General features: G+C 73.7%; 11 protein-coding genes. 4 read left to right on the plus strand and 7 right to left on the minus strand.

Annotated features, from left to right (window positions below):
- The first annotated feature begins 112 nt into the window (after window positions 1-112).
- The 3 genes from kbpA (at window position 113) to AC07GB_RS26475 (ending at window position 5,217) form a co-directional block, all read left to right on the plus strand.
- Window positions 113-904 carry an AfsK-binding protein KbpA gene (gene kbpA / locus AC07GB_RS26465; RefSeq protein ID WP_478849577.1) on the plus strand — a complete coding sequence of 264 codons (792 nt, stop codon included), beginning with the start codon at window positions 113-115 and terminating at the stop codon, window positions 902-904.
- A gap of 249 nt (window positions 905-1,153) precedes the next feature.
- A complete protein-coding gene (gene afsK / locus AC07GB_RS26470) occupies window positions 1,154-3,580 on the plus strand; it encodes a protein serine/threonine kinase AfsK (RefSeq protein WP_478849579.1) in 2,427 nt (808 codons plus the stop codon).
- Between the two features lie 545 nt (window positions 3,581-4,125).
- The gene (locus AC07GB_RS26475) at window positions 4,126-5,217 is read left to right on the plus strand and encodes a DUF1152 domain-containing protein (protein ID WP_478849581.1); all 1,092 of its coding nucleotides are present in this window, start codon (window positions 4,126-4,128) and stop codon (window positions 5,215-5,217) included.
- 11 nt (window positions 5,218-5,228) lie between these two features.
- Here the strand turns inward: AC07GB_RS26475 and AC07GB_RS26480 are convergent, their stop codons facing one another.
- From AC07GB_RS26480 to AC07GB_RS26490, 3 genes are read right to left on the minus strand one after another with little or no spacing between them, the layout of a single operon-like run.
- Window positions 5,229-6,023: an enoyl-CoA hydratase/isomerase family protein gene (locus AC07GB_RS26480; protein WP_478849583.1), complete on the minus strand. Its 795-nt coding sequence runs from the start codon at window positions 6,021-6,023 to the stop codon at window positions 5,229-5,231.
- Entirely contained in the window at window positions 6,020-6,460 is a 441-nt protein-coding gene (locus tag AC07GB_RS26485) for a Zn-ribbon domain-containing OB-fold protein (protein WP_478849585.1), read from the minus strand. The genes AC07GB_RS26480 and AC07GB_RS26485 overlap by 4 nt, the downstream gene beginning before the upstream one ends.
- 47 nt (window positions 6,461-6,507) lie before the next feature.
- A complete protein-coding gene (locus AC07GB_RS26490) occupies window positions 6,508-7,758 on the minus strand; it encodes a lipid-transfer protein (RefSeq protein ID WP_478849587.1) in 1,251 nt (416 codons plus the stop codon).
- A gap of 107 nt (window positions 7,759-7,865) precedes the next feature.
- On the opposite strand from AC07GB_RS26490, the gene AC07GB_RS26495 reads away from it, so the two are divergent.
- Window positions 7,866-9,476 carry a FadD3 family acyl-CoA ligase gene (locus AC07GB_RS26495; protein WP_478849648.1) on the plus strand — a complete coding sequence of 537 codons (1,611 nt, stop codon included), beginning with the start codon at window positions 7,866-7,868 and terminating at the stop codon, window positions 9,474-9,476.
- Window positions 9,477-9,501: 25 nt separating this feature from the next.
- Here the strand turns inward: AC07GB_RS26495 and AC07GB_RS26500 are convergent, their stop codons facing one another.
- From AC07GB_RS26500 to afsR, 4 genes are all read right to left on the minus strand, one after another.
- Complete coding sequence (locus AC07GB_RS26500; protein WP_478849589.1) at window positions 9,502-9,888, minus strand: VOC family protein; 387 nt, start codon at window positions 9,886-9,888, stop codon at window positions 9,502-9,504.
- Between the two features lie 527 nt (window positions 9,889-10,415).
- Window positions 10,416-10,637, minus strand: a complete 222-nt coding sequence (locus AC07GB_RS26505) for a hypothetical protein (protein ID WP_478849591.1) — start codon at window positions 10,635-10,637, stop codon at window positions 10,416-10,418.
- A 184-nt stretch (window positions 10,638-10,821) separates the two neighbouring features.
- Window positions 10,822-11,001 (minus strand): sigma-like protein, encoded by a 180-nt coding sequence (locus AC07GB_RS26510; protein ID WP_478849593.1) that lies wholly within the window; start codon window positions 10,999-11,001, stop codon window positions 10,822-10,824.
- 201 nt (window positions 11,002-11,202) lie between these two features.
- Entirely contained in the window at window positions 11,203-14,229 is a 3,027-nt protein-coding gene (gene afsR / locus AC07GB_RS26515) for an SARP-family global regulator AfsR (RefSeq protein ID WP_478849595.1), read from the minus strand.
- Window positions 14,230-14,311: the final 82 nt, after the last annotated feature.

The raw sequence follows: 14,311 nt of genomic DNA on the forward strand, positions 1-14,311 counted from the left end.
GTGTTCGATTCCGCGGGCTGCGCGGTGCCGTGGCGCCGGTTAGCTTGACTGTGACGGAGGCCATAGGAAGGCCCTCCCGGTGAGCCGACGGCAAGAGCTGAGGAACGGTTCTATGGAATTCGCGGAAGGCGTCCCCTGCTGGGTGGACGCGATGCTGCCCGACGTGGAGGGCGGCAAGCGCTTCTACGGTGCGCTCTTCGGGTGGACCTTCGACGCCGGCGCGGGCGCCGAGTACGGGCACTACACCCGGGCGAGGCTCGACGGCGAGCCCGTCGCCGCGCTCGCCCCCAAGCCGGACGGGCGCATGCCCACCACCTGGACGGTCCATCTGGCGACGCCCGACGCCGCCACGGCCGCCGCCCGGGTCACGGCCGCGGGCGGGCAGGTGATCACGGAGCCGGTCCCGGTCGGCCCCTTCGGCACGACGGCCCTCGTGGCCGACCCCGAGGGCGCGGTCTTCGGCCTCTGGCAGGCCGGGGAGCACCGGGGCTTCGGCGTGCTGGGGAAGCCGGGGGCCTACTGCTGGACCGAGGTGTACGTACGCGACAAGAGCATGGTGGACCCGTTCTACGAGACCGTCTTCGAGTACGGCGTCTACGACGTCGAGCTGGGCGGCGAGGCGGACGGCGACGTGTTCCGCACCTGGTCGCCCGAGGGCGCAGAGGCCGGGCCCGACACCGCGGTCGGGGGCCGTGCCGTGATGTCGGGGTCGGTGCCCGCCGAGATGCCCGCGCACTTCCTCAGCTACTTCTGCGTGGCCGACTGCGACGCGACGGCCGCCGCGGCGCGCCGCCTCGGCGGGCGGGTGCGGACCGAGCCGTACGACATGGAGTACGGGAGGGTGGCGGTGCTCGTGGACAACCAAGGGGCGGAGTTCGGCATCCTCCAGGAGCGGCAGGTCTGACGGGTCCGGCGCGGGTCTGACGTGCCGGGCGCGGAGCCGGGCGGACCCGGCGGGCCGGGTGGGACGGAAGTTCCCCTTACGGTCCCGCTATGAGGGTTTTGTCCGGAAACACCCCGATGTTGCCCCGGGTTCGCAACCATCGCCCCGGACAGGAAGAATCAGGGTGCGTGCCGCCCGAGCGGCTCGGTGGTGAGACGCTGCACGAGGCCGCCCTTCGACGGTGGCCGGGTACGGGGAGGTGGCAGGCAAGTGGTGGACCAGCTGACGCAGCACGATCCGCGGCGGATCGGCCCGTTCGAGGTCCTTGGGCGGCTCGGTGCCGGCGGCATGGGGCTCGTGTATCTCGCGCGCTCCGCGTCCGGCCGGCGCGTGGCGATCAAGACGGTGCGGACGGAACTCGCCGAGGACCAGCTGTTCCGCGTCCGCTTCACCCGCGAGGTGGAGGCCGCGCGCGCCGTCTCCGGCTTCTACACGGCCGCGGTCGTCGACGCCGACCCGCGCGCCGCCGTGCCCTGGCTCGCCACGGCGTACGTCCCCGCGCCCTCGCTCGAGGAGATAGTGAACGAGCACGGGCCGCTGCCCACCCAGGCCGTGCGCTGGCTCGCCGCCGGGGTTGCCGAGGCCCTGGAGTCCATCCACGGCGCGGGCCTCGTGCACCGCGACCTGAAGCCGTCCAACGTCCTCGTCGTCGAGGACGGCCCGCGCGTCATCGACTTCGGCATCGCGTCCGGCGTCTCCAACACCCGCCTGACCATGACGAACGTCGCGGTCGGCACCCCCGCCTACATGTCGCCCGAGCAGGCGAAGGACTCCCGCAGCGTCACCGGCGCCAGCGATGTGTTCTCGCTCGGCTCCACCCTCGTCTTCGCCGCCACCGGGCACGCGCCCTTCCACGGCGCCAACCCCGTCGAGACCGTCTTCATGCTCCTGCGCGAGGGCCCCGACCTGGAGGGCCTGCCCGACGAACTGCGGCCGCTCATCGAGTCCTGCATGCAGATGGACGCCACGCTGCGGCCCACCCCGAACGACCTCCAGGCCCAGCTCGCCCCGCACCTGTTCGCCTCGGAAAGCTCCGGCGACGACAGCGGCACCGCGTCCGCCTGGCTGCCCGAGCGGGCCGTGGCCCTCATCGAGGCCCGGCGCGGCGGCCGGCCGCCCGCGCGCGCCGCCGCCACCGCGGGCTCCGCGGGCCGCAACAGCCGCGCCGGGGCCGCGTCCGCGCCCGTGTCCGTGCCGCCCCCGCCGCGGCAGGCGCCCGCCATGCCCGCGCACGCCCCCTCGCAGGCGGCCCCGTCCGCGCCCTCGCACGCGGCCTCCCGGGCGCCCTTCCACGGGGGCGCGCCCGACGCCGGGCCCGTGCGGCTCGCCGGGGCCCCGGTGCCGATCGGGCCCGGGCCGCGGGTCGCGGAGGCCCGCGCCGCCACCGTGCCGCCGCCCTCCGGGCTCGCCGGGTCCTGGTCCCGCTCCGCGACGCCCGCCCCGGCCGCGCCGCCGCGCGCCAACGGCACCGGTCCCGCCGCCGCGCCCACCGGAGCGGGGGCCGCCGCGGGCGGCGCCTGGCGGCCGTGGCGGTTCCGTATGTCGAACGACGTGTGGGGCACCCCCGCCGTCGCCGGGAACCTCGTGTACGTCACCTCCTTCGAGGTCCACGCCCTCGACGTCGGCACCGGGCGGCGCAGCTTCAAGACCCGCGACGTCGCCTGGTCCATGGCGGTGGCCGACGGCCGCGTGCACGCCTCCGACGGCCCCACCCTGTACGCCCTCGACGGCTCCGACGGTTCCGACCTGTGGCGCCTGTCCACCGACGCCTGGGTGTACGCCCTCCAGGCCGACCGGGGCACCGTCGTCACCGCCACGCGCGGCGGCGGCGTCCAGGGCTGGGAGGCCGCGAACGGCGAGAAGCTCTGGGAGATCACCGGCGCCCAGACCGAGTTCGAGACGCCCGAGGCCGCGCCCGTCATCCGCGACGGCACGGTGTACGTCTGGAAGGACGCGCGCCTGCGCGCCGTCGACGCCCGCAGCGGCATCGAGCGCTGGTCGTACCCCATCGGCGACGCCGCTTCCTGCGGCGGCGTGCCCGTCCGCGTGAACCAGGCCGCCGACGGGTTCGTGTATGTGGCCGCGGGCACCCGCGTCCTCGCCCTGGACGTCGCGTCCGGCCACGTCCGCTGGCACTTCGAGGCCCCGGCCGCCTTCCTCTGTCCGCCCGCCTTCGCGCCCGGGCCCGCCGTCACCGGCGGCGGCGTGTACCTCGCCGACTACCTGGGCACGGTGTACGCCCTCGACGCCACGGACGGCCGCGACCGCTGGCGCATCGCGACCGAGTCCCGCTCCTCCGTCGACCCCGTCCTGGTCGCGGACGGCCACGTGCACGTCGGCAGCGGCAAGGGCCTCTACACCCTCGACGCCGTCACCGGCACCCCCAAGTGGCGCTTCCAGGCGGGCGGCGAGGTCGTCGGCTCACCCGTCGTCGCCGACCGCCGCATCCACTTCGGCGCCACGGATCACTTGTTGTACACCCTCAAGGCCGACGACGGCCGCCTCCGCTGGAAGCTCGCCACCGGCGGCGAGATCACGGGGGCGCCCGTGGTGCGGGACGGGGTGGTGTACGCGTGCAGCAAGGACCGCTGCGTCTACGCGCTCGACGCGGAACGAGGCACAGCCACAGCCCGCTGACCCCCCGCCCCGGGCCGGGCGGAGCCACCCCGCCCCACGCGCCCCCGGGCCGGGCACCCCGCCCCCGGGCCGGGCGCCCGGGCCCGGCCCGCCCCCGGCCGGGCGGACGGCCCTGGCCCCGGCCACCCCGCGCTCCGCGCGCCCGCGCCAGTCCCACCCACCCGCCCCCGGGCCGGGCGGACGGGCCTGGCCCACCCCCAGCGCGGGCCCGGCCGGCGCAGGGCACGAGCCCCGGGCGCCAGTGGCCGCGCTCCGCCCGCCCGGGATGGTCCCACCCACCCGCCCCCACCATGGCGGACACGGAGCCCCCACCGGCGCGGACCTGCCACGGCCCGCCCCCCGGGCCCAGGGCCCCCAGCCGGACCGGGCCAAGCTCACCCCGACCGCCCCGAAACCCCGCACCGCACGCGCCCGGGCCGGTCCCACCCAGGCGGAAGCCGCCCCGGCCGGCCAGGCGCAGCCGCCGCGACAGCGGTCACCTCTTCCACGCCCGGGCCGTGGATCTGTAGGTGGGCAGGGGCCAGCGGCCCCTCTACGCTGCCCCCGTGAAGCGACTCATCGTGGCAGCCGGTGGTGGCGGAGACGCGGTGGCGGCGGCGATGCTCCACGCCGCCCTGTACGCGGCCGATGACGAACCGGCGCTGATCCTCACCTATTCCTGGGACCGCCTGCTCGTCGACCCGGTCCCGGGCCCGCACGCGCCGTCCGACTTCACCGGCCTGCGCCAACTCACCCCGCACGTCACGGCAGTTCCCGGCACCGCGGCCCCGAAGCCGCCACGCGCGGCAACCCTCCCACGCCTGGCCGCCGAACTCCCGCATATCTTCGCGCTCATCGACCCTTACGCGGGAGCGGCGGGCGTGGCCCGCCAACTCGACGAACTCACCGCCCACTTCAGGCCGGAGACCATCGACCTCCTGGACGTCGGCGGCGACATCCTGGCCCACGGCGACGAACCCACCCTGCGCAGCCCTCTGGCCGACGCCCTCGTCCTCGCCGCCTGCACCCGTGCCGACGCCGTCACCGGCATCCGCCTCCTGGTCGCGGGCCCAGGCCTCGACGGCGAACTCCCCGCGGACACCCTGCGCCCTCGCCTCGGCCCACTGATCACGACCTTCACGCCCGAACACACCCAGGCGGTCACCTCGGTCCTCAAGTGGCACCCTTCCGAGGCGACGGCCCTCCTCGCCGCCACGGCCCTGGGCGCCCGGGGCCTGTGCGAAGTCCGTGACGCCGGGCTCCCCGTGGCCCTCACCGCCGAGGGGCCCACGGTCCACCAGGTCGACGCAGAGGCGGCGTACTCCGCCAACCGCATCGCTCAAGCCGTCGTCGACACGACCACCCTCGACGAGGCCGAGGAACGATGCCGCGCCGTCGGTGGCACCTCCGAGATCGACTACGAACGCACCAAGGCGCGACGCCTGAACCAGCGACAACCGGCCGTCCCGCACGACCTGCCGGCGCAGGTCAAGGCCTTCGAACAGGCAGCCGTCGCCCGAGGAGCCACGTACACCACCGTCCGCCGGCTCACCGAGGCCCTGGGCCTCACCGCTGAAGCGCTCCAGCACCTCACCCGGCTGAACACCGCGCGCGCCAGTCACCTCCCTGCGACTGTGTGGAAGCTCCGGAGCCAGTGAGTTGCCGGGCCCTAGCGCAGGCGAGGGCTTCCGTCCCGGGACCGGTTGGCGAAGAGGGTCGCCTGTCGCGCAGGGTCCGCGTTGCCCAAGGCGATGAGGTGCGGCGCCAGGGCGAAGGCCTGTGCGCGGAGGGAGTCCTTCGCGGCCCAGAGGGCGCGGACCGTGCCCTGGACGGCCTCGGTGGGGTAGGAGGCGATGATCGCGGCCGAGCGGAGCGCCGCCGGCAGGAGCCCGTCGCCGGGGCACAGCTCGGAGACGAGCCCCACCTCGTACGCCCGCCGCGCGGACATCCGCTCGGCCGTCCCGAGCAGGGCCGTCCGCGCCACCTCCCCGAACGGCATCCGCTGTGCCATGTGGATGGTCTCGTACGCGCTGACCATCCCGTACGTCGTATGCGGGTCGAAGAACGTGGCGTGCTCGGCGGCGATGACGAACTCCGCCTCGCCGAGCAGGTAGAAGGCCCCGCCGCAGGCCATGCCGTTGACGGCGGCGAGCACCGGTTTCCACAGGTCGTTGGCCTTGGGGCCGACCGTGAGCAGCGGGTCGTCGAGGGAGTACGGCGAGGACGGCTGCGGCACGTCGGCCGCCCGGTCGACGCCGGTGCAGAACGCCCGGTCGCCCGCGCCGGTGAGGACCACGGCCCGTACGGTGTCGTCGTGACGGAACTCCCGCCAGGCGGCCGCGAGTTCGGCCGCCAGGGGCAGATCGATCGCGTTGTGGCGCTCGGGCCGGTCCAGGGTCAGGACGGCCACACCGGTCTCCTCGTCCCGCTCGACCCGGAGCCCGCTTGCCGCCGGGCCCGTCACGGCCGCTCCAGGACCCAGCGCGGCACGACGACACCGCCCTGGTCGGCGAAGACCACCTGGACCCGGGCCCCGACGCGGGCCCTGGCGGGCGGCACGGAGTCCAGCGGGGCCCCCGCCCGCGCGATGAGGTTGCCGACCAGCCGGACCCGAGGGGCGTCGGCCAGCTCCACGACGACCGGGAGGTAGGGGGTGAGCGCGGCGTAGGCGGGCAGCAGGGGCGGGTGCGGTACGACGTACGACCAGATCCGGCCCTTGCCGCTCATCCGGTGCCAGCGGGCGGCGAAGGATCCGCAGTGCGGGCAGCAGGGGCGGGGCGGGAAGCGGAGTTCACCGCAGCCTTCCGCCGCGCAGGCCTGGACGCGCAGCTCGCCGCGCGCCGCGTACTCCCAGAAGGGTGCGCCGTCGTCGTCGACGACGGGGGTCAGCAGTTCGTTCATGGTCCTCTCCACTCCTGTGGGGTCCCCCCGGATCCTGGACGGGCCGCTCAGTTCCGCAGCAGCAGCGCCGACGTGGGCACCCCTTCCCCCGCCGTGACCAGGCACGTCGCCGCCCCCGGCACCTGCGCGGTGCTCGTGCCCCGCAGCTGCCGTACGCCTTCCGTGATCAGGTTGAAGCCGTGCACGTACGCCTCGCTGAGGCCGCCGCCCGCCGTGTTGAGGGGGAGCCGGCCGCCGATCTCCAGGGCGCCGCCCTCGGTGAACGCGCCGCCCTCGCCCCGGTCGCAGAAGCCGTAGCCCTCCAGGGAGAGCGGGACGAGCGCGGTGAACGCGTCGTAGATCTGAGCGACGTCGACGTCGTCGGGGCCGAAGTCGGCGTGTTTCCACAGGTGTCGGGCGGCGGTCCAGGCGGGCCCGGAGAGCGGGTCGTCGTTCCAGTAGTTGACCATGCCGTGGTGCTGCGCGGGCAGCCCCTGCGCGACGGAGTGGACGTACACGGGCCGGTGGCGGCAGTCGCGGGCGCGGGCGGCGGAGACGAGGACGCAGGCCAGCGCGCCGTCGGTCTCCAGACAGTTGTCGAAGAGGCAGAGCGGCTCACTGATCCAGCGGGAGGTCATATACATGTCACGCGTGAGCGGACGCTCGTACATGATCGCGGCCGGATTCTGGTTGGCGCGGTTTCGGCAGGCCAGAGCCACGTTGAAGAGGTGATCGCGGCTCGCGCCGTACGTGTGCATATAGCGGCGGGCGAGCATCGCTATCTCGTCGACAGGACGAAGGAGCCCGAAGGGGCGGGTCCACTGGGCGGGCGTCGGGAGCTGGGCCGTGGTGTTCTTCCAGGGGCGCGGGCCGCTGCCGCGCTTGCGGGAGCGCCAGGCGACGCCGACCGTGGCCTGGCCCGTGGTGATCGCGGCGGCGAGGTGGGCGAGGGTGGCGCAGGAGCCGCCGCCCCCGTAGCCCGCCTTGCTGAAGAAGGTCACGTCCCCGGCGCCGATGGCCTTGGCCACCTCCACCTCGTCGGTCTCCTCCATGGTGTACGAGGCGAAGGCGTCGACCTCGGCGGGGGCTATCCCTGCGTCGGCGAGCGCGGCGAGGATCGCGCGGCAGGCCAAGGCCTTCTCGCTCTCGGGCAGTTGCCGGGCGAAGGGGGTCTGCCCGATGCCGACGACCGCGGTGGCGTCCTTGACCGAGGACGTGCCCGCGGGCCTTGTGGCGCGGCCCGGGGGCCGTGTGGCCCTGTCCGTCGCCGCGGGTCCTGTTGAACCCTCGGTTGCCCGTGGTTTTCTGGGGGAAGCCATCCAGGTACCTCCACACGCCTCAGCGGTGCGCCACGCTGCTGACAGCGCGCCAGGCTACAGCTAATCTGACGGATAGTCAGCTACGTGACGGAGGGGGATGGGTGAGGATGCGCGGTGACCTGGAGTGGGGCAGTGTCCCGGGCCTGGTCCGGGCGGCGGTGCGGCGCTTCGGTGACCGGGAGGCGGTCGTCGAGGGCCGCACGCGGGTGACGTACGAGGAGCTGGGCGAGCGCGTCGAGCGGGCCGCCGCCGCGTGTCTGGCGCGCGGGGTGCGGGCCGGTGACCGCGTCGCCGTCTGGGCGCCGAACACCCTCGACTGGATCGTCTCGGCCCTCGGCGCGGTCAGCGCCGGTGCCGTGCTCGTGCCGATCAACACCCGCTTCAAGGGCACGGAGGCGGCGTACGTCCTGCGCCGCTCGCGCGCCCGGCTGCTCTTCGTCACCGGCACGTTCCTCGGTACGTCGTACGTCGCCGCGCTCCGGCGCGCGGCCGGGGAAGGGCCCGGTGAGGGCCCGCTGGCAGGGCTGCCGCACCTGGAGGAGGTGGTCGTGCTCGCCGACGACGCCCCCGCCGACTTCCGCACCTGGAAGGACTTCCTCGCGGGCGGCGACGCGGTCCCGGGCGCCGAGGTGCGGGCCCGCGCGGACGAGGTCGAGAGCAGCTGGCCGTCGGACATCGTCTACACCTCGGGCACCACGGGCCGGCCCAAGGGCGCGGTGATCACCCACGCGCAGACGCTGCGGTGCTACGAGATCTGGAGCGACCTCGCCGGACTGCGCGAAGGCGACCGCTACTTGATCGTGAACCCCTTCTTCCACACCTTCGGCTACAAGGCCGGGATCATCGCCTGTCTGATGCGGGGCGCCACGATGATCCCGCAGCCGGTCTTCGACGTGGACGCCGTCCTCGCGAACGTGGTCGCCGAGCGCGTCTCGGTCCTGCCGGGCCCGCCGACGCTGCACCAGGCGCTCCTCGACCACCCCGGCCGTGACGCCCACGACCTGTCCGCGCTGCGGCTCGTGGTGACGGGCGCGGCGGTCGTGCCGCCACGCCTGGTCGAGCGCCTCCGCGCCGAGCTGGGCATCGCCACCGTCCTGACCGCGTACGGACTCTCCGAGGCGAGCGGCATCGTCACGATGTGCCGCAGGGACGACCCGGTGGAGGTCGTCGCGACGACCTCAGGGCGCGCGATACCCGGCACCGAGGTGCGGGTCGTGTCGATGGCGGGAGAGACGCTGCCGCCGGGCAGCCCCGGCGAGGTCCTGGTCCGGGGCCCGCACGTGATGAGCGGCTACTACGAGGACCCGTCCGAGACCAAGAAGGTCCTGACGGGCGACGGCTGGCTGCGCACGGGCGACGTGGGCGTCCTCGACGCGGACGGCAACCTCCGCATCACGGACCGGATCAAGGACATGTTCATCGTCGGCGGCTTCAACGCCTACCCCGCCGAGATAGAGCAGCTCCTCGGCGTCCACCCCGACGTGGCCGACGTCGCCGTGATCGGCGTCGCGGACGCCCGCCTCGGCGAGGTCGGCAAGGCGTACGTGGTGCGCCGTCCCGGCGCGACGCTCACGCCCGACGACGTCATCGCCTGGTCGCGGCGCGAGATGGCGAACTACAAGGTGCCGAGACAGGTCGAGTTCGTCACCGACCTGCCGCGCAACGCGAGCGGCAAGGTCCTCAAGGGCGAGCTGCGCCGGCGCGGCGTGGCCGGATAACGGGGCTTTCGGGGCGGCCGGCGGCTCAGCCGCCGGCCGCGGCCCGCTCGGCCGCGCTGCGCTCCACGCAGAATTCGTTGCCCTCGATGTCGGCGAGCGTCACCCAGCCGAGCCCGTCCGGCCTGCGGTGATCGGCGACGAGGCTCGCCCCCAGCTTCAGGAGCCGCTCCACCTCCTCGTCACGGGACCGCTCCTGCGGCTGGAGGTCGAAGTGCACGCGGTTCTTCACGGTCTTGCCCTCCGGTACGGAGATGAAGAGCAGGGCCGGCCCCTCGGGCGTGCTCACGAGGGCCTCCGGGTCTCCCGGGAAGTCGTCGCCGGCGAGCGACCCCTCCAGGACCTCGGCCCAGAAGGACGCCAGTTTGTAGGCGTCGGAACAGTCGACTGTGACGTGGCGCACCAGTGTGGTCATGCGCCGGACTATGGAGGGTCGGGCGGTGCCCGGGCCACTGATTTTCCGTCGAGGTGCGACTGCCTGCACGATGAGCATCACCGCGGAGCTGATGATGCGGAGTCTGCAGATGTCGGTAGAGCGGCAGGAAGGCTCTGGGCCTCGCCTGAGGGCTGGATCGCGACGAGGCGGGATCGAGTTTCGTACTCGTCGCCGGCTGCCGGTCGCGATCAGCTCTGCGGGGCGACGGGTATGTGGCCGTCCCCGGGAGGCGCCGGTATGTGTCCGTCACCTGCGAGCGCCGGGCTCGCTGCGCTACCGGCGACGGCGGCAGCCAAGGCCAGTGTCACGAGCATTCTCTTCGACGGGTCATTGAAACTCGTGTGCCAGTAGGGATCCGACAGCAAGTGACACTAGTAGCCCTGCGCGCGAACGTTCGAGTGCTGTGGCGAAAAGTGGACCGAGAACGGCGTCAGGATGCTGCCGCGCTGCTGACGGAGAGTGCAAAAGCCGAGGGGGCCGAGCGGGCGGCTCGGCCCCGGGGGCGCTCAGTTCCGTGGTGGGGCCGGGCTGTGGCTGTCGCCCTGCACGGTGACCTGCCCGGGCTTCGGCGGCGCCGGAGAGTGGCTGTCGCCGAGCGGACTGACCGGGCTGTGGCTGTCCTTCGGTGGTGCCGGAGAGTGGCTGTCGGCGAGCGCCGGGGCGGCTGCGCCCGCCGATGCGGCAGCCATGACGGCCAAGGTGACGAGAGTCCTTCTGGTGCGAGTCATTCCAACTCCTCGGAGGGGGCAGACTTTCAACAAGTGACTCTAGCCGTACAAAGCGGCATATGTTCGAACAAGTCGCACTAAAACTTCGCCAGTTGGCCTGAAAGCGAAGGGCCCCGAACACACCTCGGCCGCGGCGGCTCCCCCTCCGCGCCGCCGCGGCCGATCCCCGTCGGGACGAAAGGATTCAGGTGTTCTTCTTGGGCGGTACCGGCTGGTGGCTGTCGCCCATCGTGGTGATGCCGTCCTTGGGCGGTGCCGGCTGGTGGCTGTCGCCCTGGGTGGTGATGCCGTCCTTGGGCGGTGCGGGCTGGTGGCTGTCGCCCTGCGTGACAGGGTTGGGCTTCTTCTTCTTGGGCTGGGACATGGTGGCGACTCCTGTGACTGCGGGGCTCCGGGACCGAACCGCCCGCTCGGCAACTCCCCCGAGGGTCGCCGAGCGGGCGGTCCAGGGCCGCTCACGATAGCTGTGGGGCCCACGCGACCCGTCTGCCCCCCGACGCGACGGATCGTTGAAATAAGAGTGGCAGCTCGTCATAAACGTTCGATGAACGCCCTGAACGAAGCCCTAGGCCGCGGACACCGGCCGTAGGAGAACACGCACCTGTGCGGCTTCCACGGACCCCGCGCTCTCGTGCAGGGAAAGGGCCTCCCGCCAGCAGGCTCGTGCGCGGTCGGCCTGGCCGAGGCTGTCGAGTGCCTTGCCCAGGACGGTCAGGACATTGGCACGCATCCAGTCGCCGCCGATGCACCCGATGGCCAACGCCTGCTCGGCATGCTGGGCTGCCTGGGTGGCGCGCCGGGCGTCGAGGTGCACCTCCGCGATGCGGTAGTGGGTCGTGCCCTCCCACAGGCGCTGGCGATGCTCCTGGAACATTCCCAGGGCGCCCGTGAGCTGCTCCAGGGCCTCGGCGTACCGACGGTCGTGCCCCAGCGCGATGCCGAGGGCGTACTGGGCGTTGGCGAGGCGGAAGGTGAGGCCCAGTTCGTCGTAGGTGGCGATCGCCTCACGCACCAGGTCGATCGCGCTGGACGTGCGTCCGGTGGAGTCCAGGTTCCTCGAGAGGTTGCACAGTGCGCTGGCAGCACCGGGCCTGTTCCCGTCGGCACGGTAGGCCTCGATCGCGGAGCGCAAGTAGCGCTCGCCGTCCGCGTACCGGTTCAGGAGGTTCGAGATGATGCCCAGCTCGTTCAGCGCGTTGCTGCGGGTCCAGGGGTCGCCGGACACACGGCCGAGCTCGGCGGCGCGCTCCGCCTCCTGAGCGGCGTCCTCAAGATGGCCCCCGCCGTAGAGAACCTGGGTGAGCGTGACGCGCGCCCGCCCGGCCGCGTGCGCGTCCTCGGCCGCCTCGGCGGCTTCACGCGCCGCCCGTGTCGCCGCCTCGTAGCGCAGTGAGCTCGCTCCGGATTCGGACAGGGATTTCGAGGCGAGCAGGAGATCAACGGATCGCCGCATCTCTGAGGCGCTCAGCGACTGCTGTACGCAGGCCAGGATGCAAGCCGCCTCGGAGTGCAGCCAGTCCAGGGCCCGCGACTCGTCCGGGAAGTCAAGCCCCGCTCCCTCGCACACCGCCAGGTGATCCACTGTCCGGTCACCGGGACGCTCGATCGCGTACACGCGGGCCGCCGACGCCAGGTAGAAGTCCAGGAGCCGGGAGAGTGCGGCCTCGCGCTCGCTGGGCGGGAGTTCGTCGCGTTCGGCGCAGGCGCGGGCGTAGAGGCGGACGAGGTCGTGGTAGCGGTAGCGGCCGGGGGCCGCGGACTCCAGGAGTGAGGTGTCGACCAGGGACTCCAGGAGGTCCTCCGCGTCCTCGGGCGCGAGGTCGAGCATCGCGGCGGCGGCCGTGAGGGAGATGTCGGGGCCGTCGGCGAGGCCGAGGAGGCGGAAGGCACGGGCCTGGGCGGGCTCGAGCTGGCCGTAGCCCAGCTCGAAGGTGGCCTCGACGGCGAGGTCGCCCGCCTGGAGTTCGTCGAGGCGGCGGCGCTCGTCGGCCAGCTTCGCGGCCAGGGTGGAGACGGTCCAGGTGCGGCGGGCGGCGAGCCGGGAGGCCGCGATACGGATGGCCAGGGGAAGGAAGCCGCAGGCGGCGACCACGTCGAGGGCCGCGTCGCGCTCGGAGGCCACCCGCTCCTCGCCGACGATCTTCGTGAACAGCTGGAGCGCCTCGTCGGGGGACATCACGTCCAGGTCGACGAGGTGGGCCCCGGCCAGGTCCACCATGCGGGTGCGGGAGGTGACCAGGGCGGCGCAGCCCTCCGTGCCGGGCAGCAGCGGGCGGACCTGGGCGGCGTCGCGGGCGTTGTCGAGCAGGACGAGGACGCGGCGGCCGTCCAGGACGGAGCGGAAGAGGGCGGCCCGCTCCTCCAGGGTGTCCGGGATGTCGGGGTCGGCCGTGCCGAGGGCGCGCAGGAAGGCGCCGAGGACCGTCTCGGGCTCGGCGACTCTGGGGCCCGCGCCCTGGAGGTCGACGTACAGCTGGCCGTCGGGGAAGTGCGGGCGCGCGGCGTGCGCGACGTGCACGGCGAGGGTGGTCTTGCCGACGCCGCCGATGCCGGCGAGGGCGGACACCGCCATGACCCGGCCCTCGGCCGTGGAGAGGATGTCGCTCAGCTCCTTGACGAAGGAGACGCGGCCGGTGAAGTCCTGCACGGTGGCCGGAAGCTGCGCGGGCCGGATGACGCCCGCGGACGGTTCGGCGGCGGGGGCGGAGGGTTCGGCCAGGGCGGGGTCGGCGGTGAGGATGCGCTGCTGGAGTTCCTGGAGGCCGGGGCGCGGGTCGACGCCCAGCTCGTCGGCGAGCAGGCGGCGGGTGTCCGCGTAGACGGCGAGGGCCTCGGCCTGGCGCCCGGAGCGGTAGAGGGCGAGCATCAGGAGTTCGCGCAGGCGCTCGCGCAGCGGGTGCGCGGCGGTGAGGGCGGTGAGTTCGGAGACGGACTCGGCGTGGCAGCCCTGTTCGAGGTCCATGTCGAGGCGCGCCTCGACGAGTTGCAGGCGCCACTCCTCCAGGCGGGTGCGCTGGGCGTCGGCGTACGGCCCCGGCACGTTGGCGAGGGGCTCGCCGTCCCAGAGGGACAGGGCCTCGTTGACGAGGGCGCGGGCCTGGCACAGGTCGCCCTGGGCGCGGGCCCGCTCGGCGGCGGTCCACAGCGTCCCGGCCTCGGCGAGGTCGAGCGCGCCGTCGGCGGCGCGGACGGCGTAGCCGCCGGACTCGCTGACCAGGGCGCCGGGCGGCAGGACCTTGCGCAGCCGGGACGCGTAGGTGCGGATGGCGGCGAGGGCCTGCGACGGGGGCTCCTCGCCCCAGATGGCGTCGATGAGTTCGGACGCGGTGGCCGTGCGGCCGTCGCGCAGCAGCAGGGCGGCGAGCAGCGCGCGCTGCTGCGGCGACCCGGTGGACAGCTGCTGGTCCCCGAGCCAGGCCCGCACGGGCCCGAGCACGCTGAACCGCGCGGTCGGCTGGACGTCCTCCTCGTGGGTCGGGGCAGGTGGGGGCCCGGCCTGGGCCGCGCCGGGCCCCGGCTCCTGGCCCGCGCCAAGCGAAGCGCTTCCCGCCGCCGGACGCCGCTGCTCCGGAACTCGCGGTAGACCGTCCATCGCTCCCCCTGCTGCCCTGCCGCACGCAGTTGCCTATGTCTGATCAAATACGCCCAACTGTGCCCGGCTGTGCCCGGTTCGT

The organism is Streptomyces sp. NPDC045778, assembly GCF_056431945.1.

Excerpts from the sequence above, each read along its gene's own strand:
- kbpA (WP_478849577.1), top strand. The coding sequence starts at position 113 with ATGGAATTCGCGGAAGGCGTCCCCTGCTGGGTGGACGCGATGCTGCCC.
- AC07GB_RS26485 (WP_478849585.1), bottom strand. The coding sequence starts at position 6,460 with ATGAACGAACTGCTGACCCCCGTCGTCGACGACGACGGCGCACCCTTC.
- AC07GB_RS26490 (WP_478849587.1), bottom strand. The coding sequence starts at position 7,758 with ATGGCTTCCCCCAGAAAACCACGGGCAACCGAGGGTTCAACAGGACCC.
- AC07GB_RS26495 (WP_478849648.1), top strand. The coding sequence starts at position 7,866 with ATGCGCGGTGACCTGGAGTGGGGCAGTGTCCCGGGCCTGGTCCGGGCG.
- AC07GB_RS26500 (WP_478849589.1), bottom strand. The coding sequence starts at position 9,888 with ATGACCACACTGGTGCGCCACGTCACAGTCGACTGTTCCGACGCCTAC.
- AC07GB_RS26505 (WP_478849591.1), bottom strand. The coding sequence starts at position 10,637 with ATGACTCGCACCAGAAGGACTCTCGTCACCTTGGCCGTCATGGCTGCC.
- AC07GB_RS26510 (WP_478849593.1), bottom strand. The coding sequence starts at position 11,001 with ATGTCCCAGCCCAAGAAGAAGAAGCCCAACCCTGTCACGCAGGGCGAC.
- afsR (WP_478849595.1), bottom strand. The coding sequence starts at position 14,229 with ATGGACGGTCTACCGCGAGTTCCGGAGCAGCGGCGTCCGGCGGCGGGA.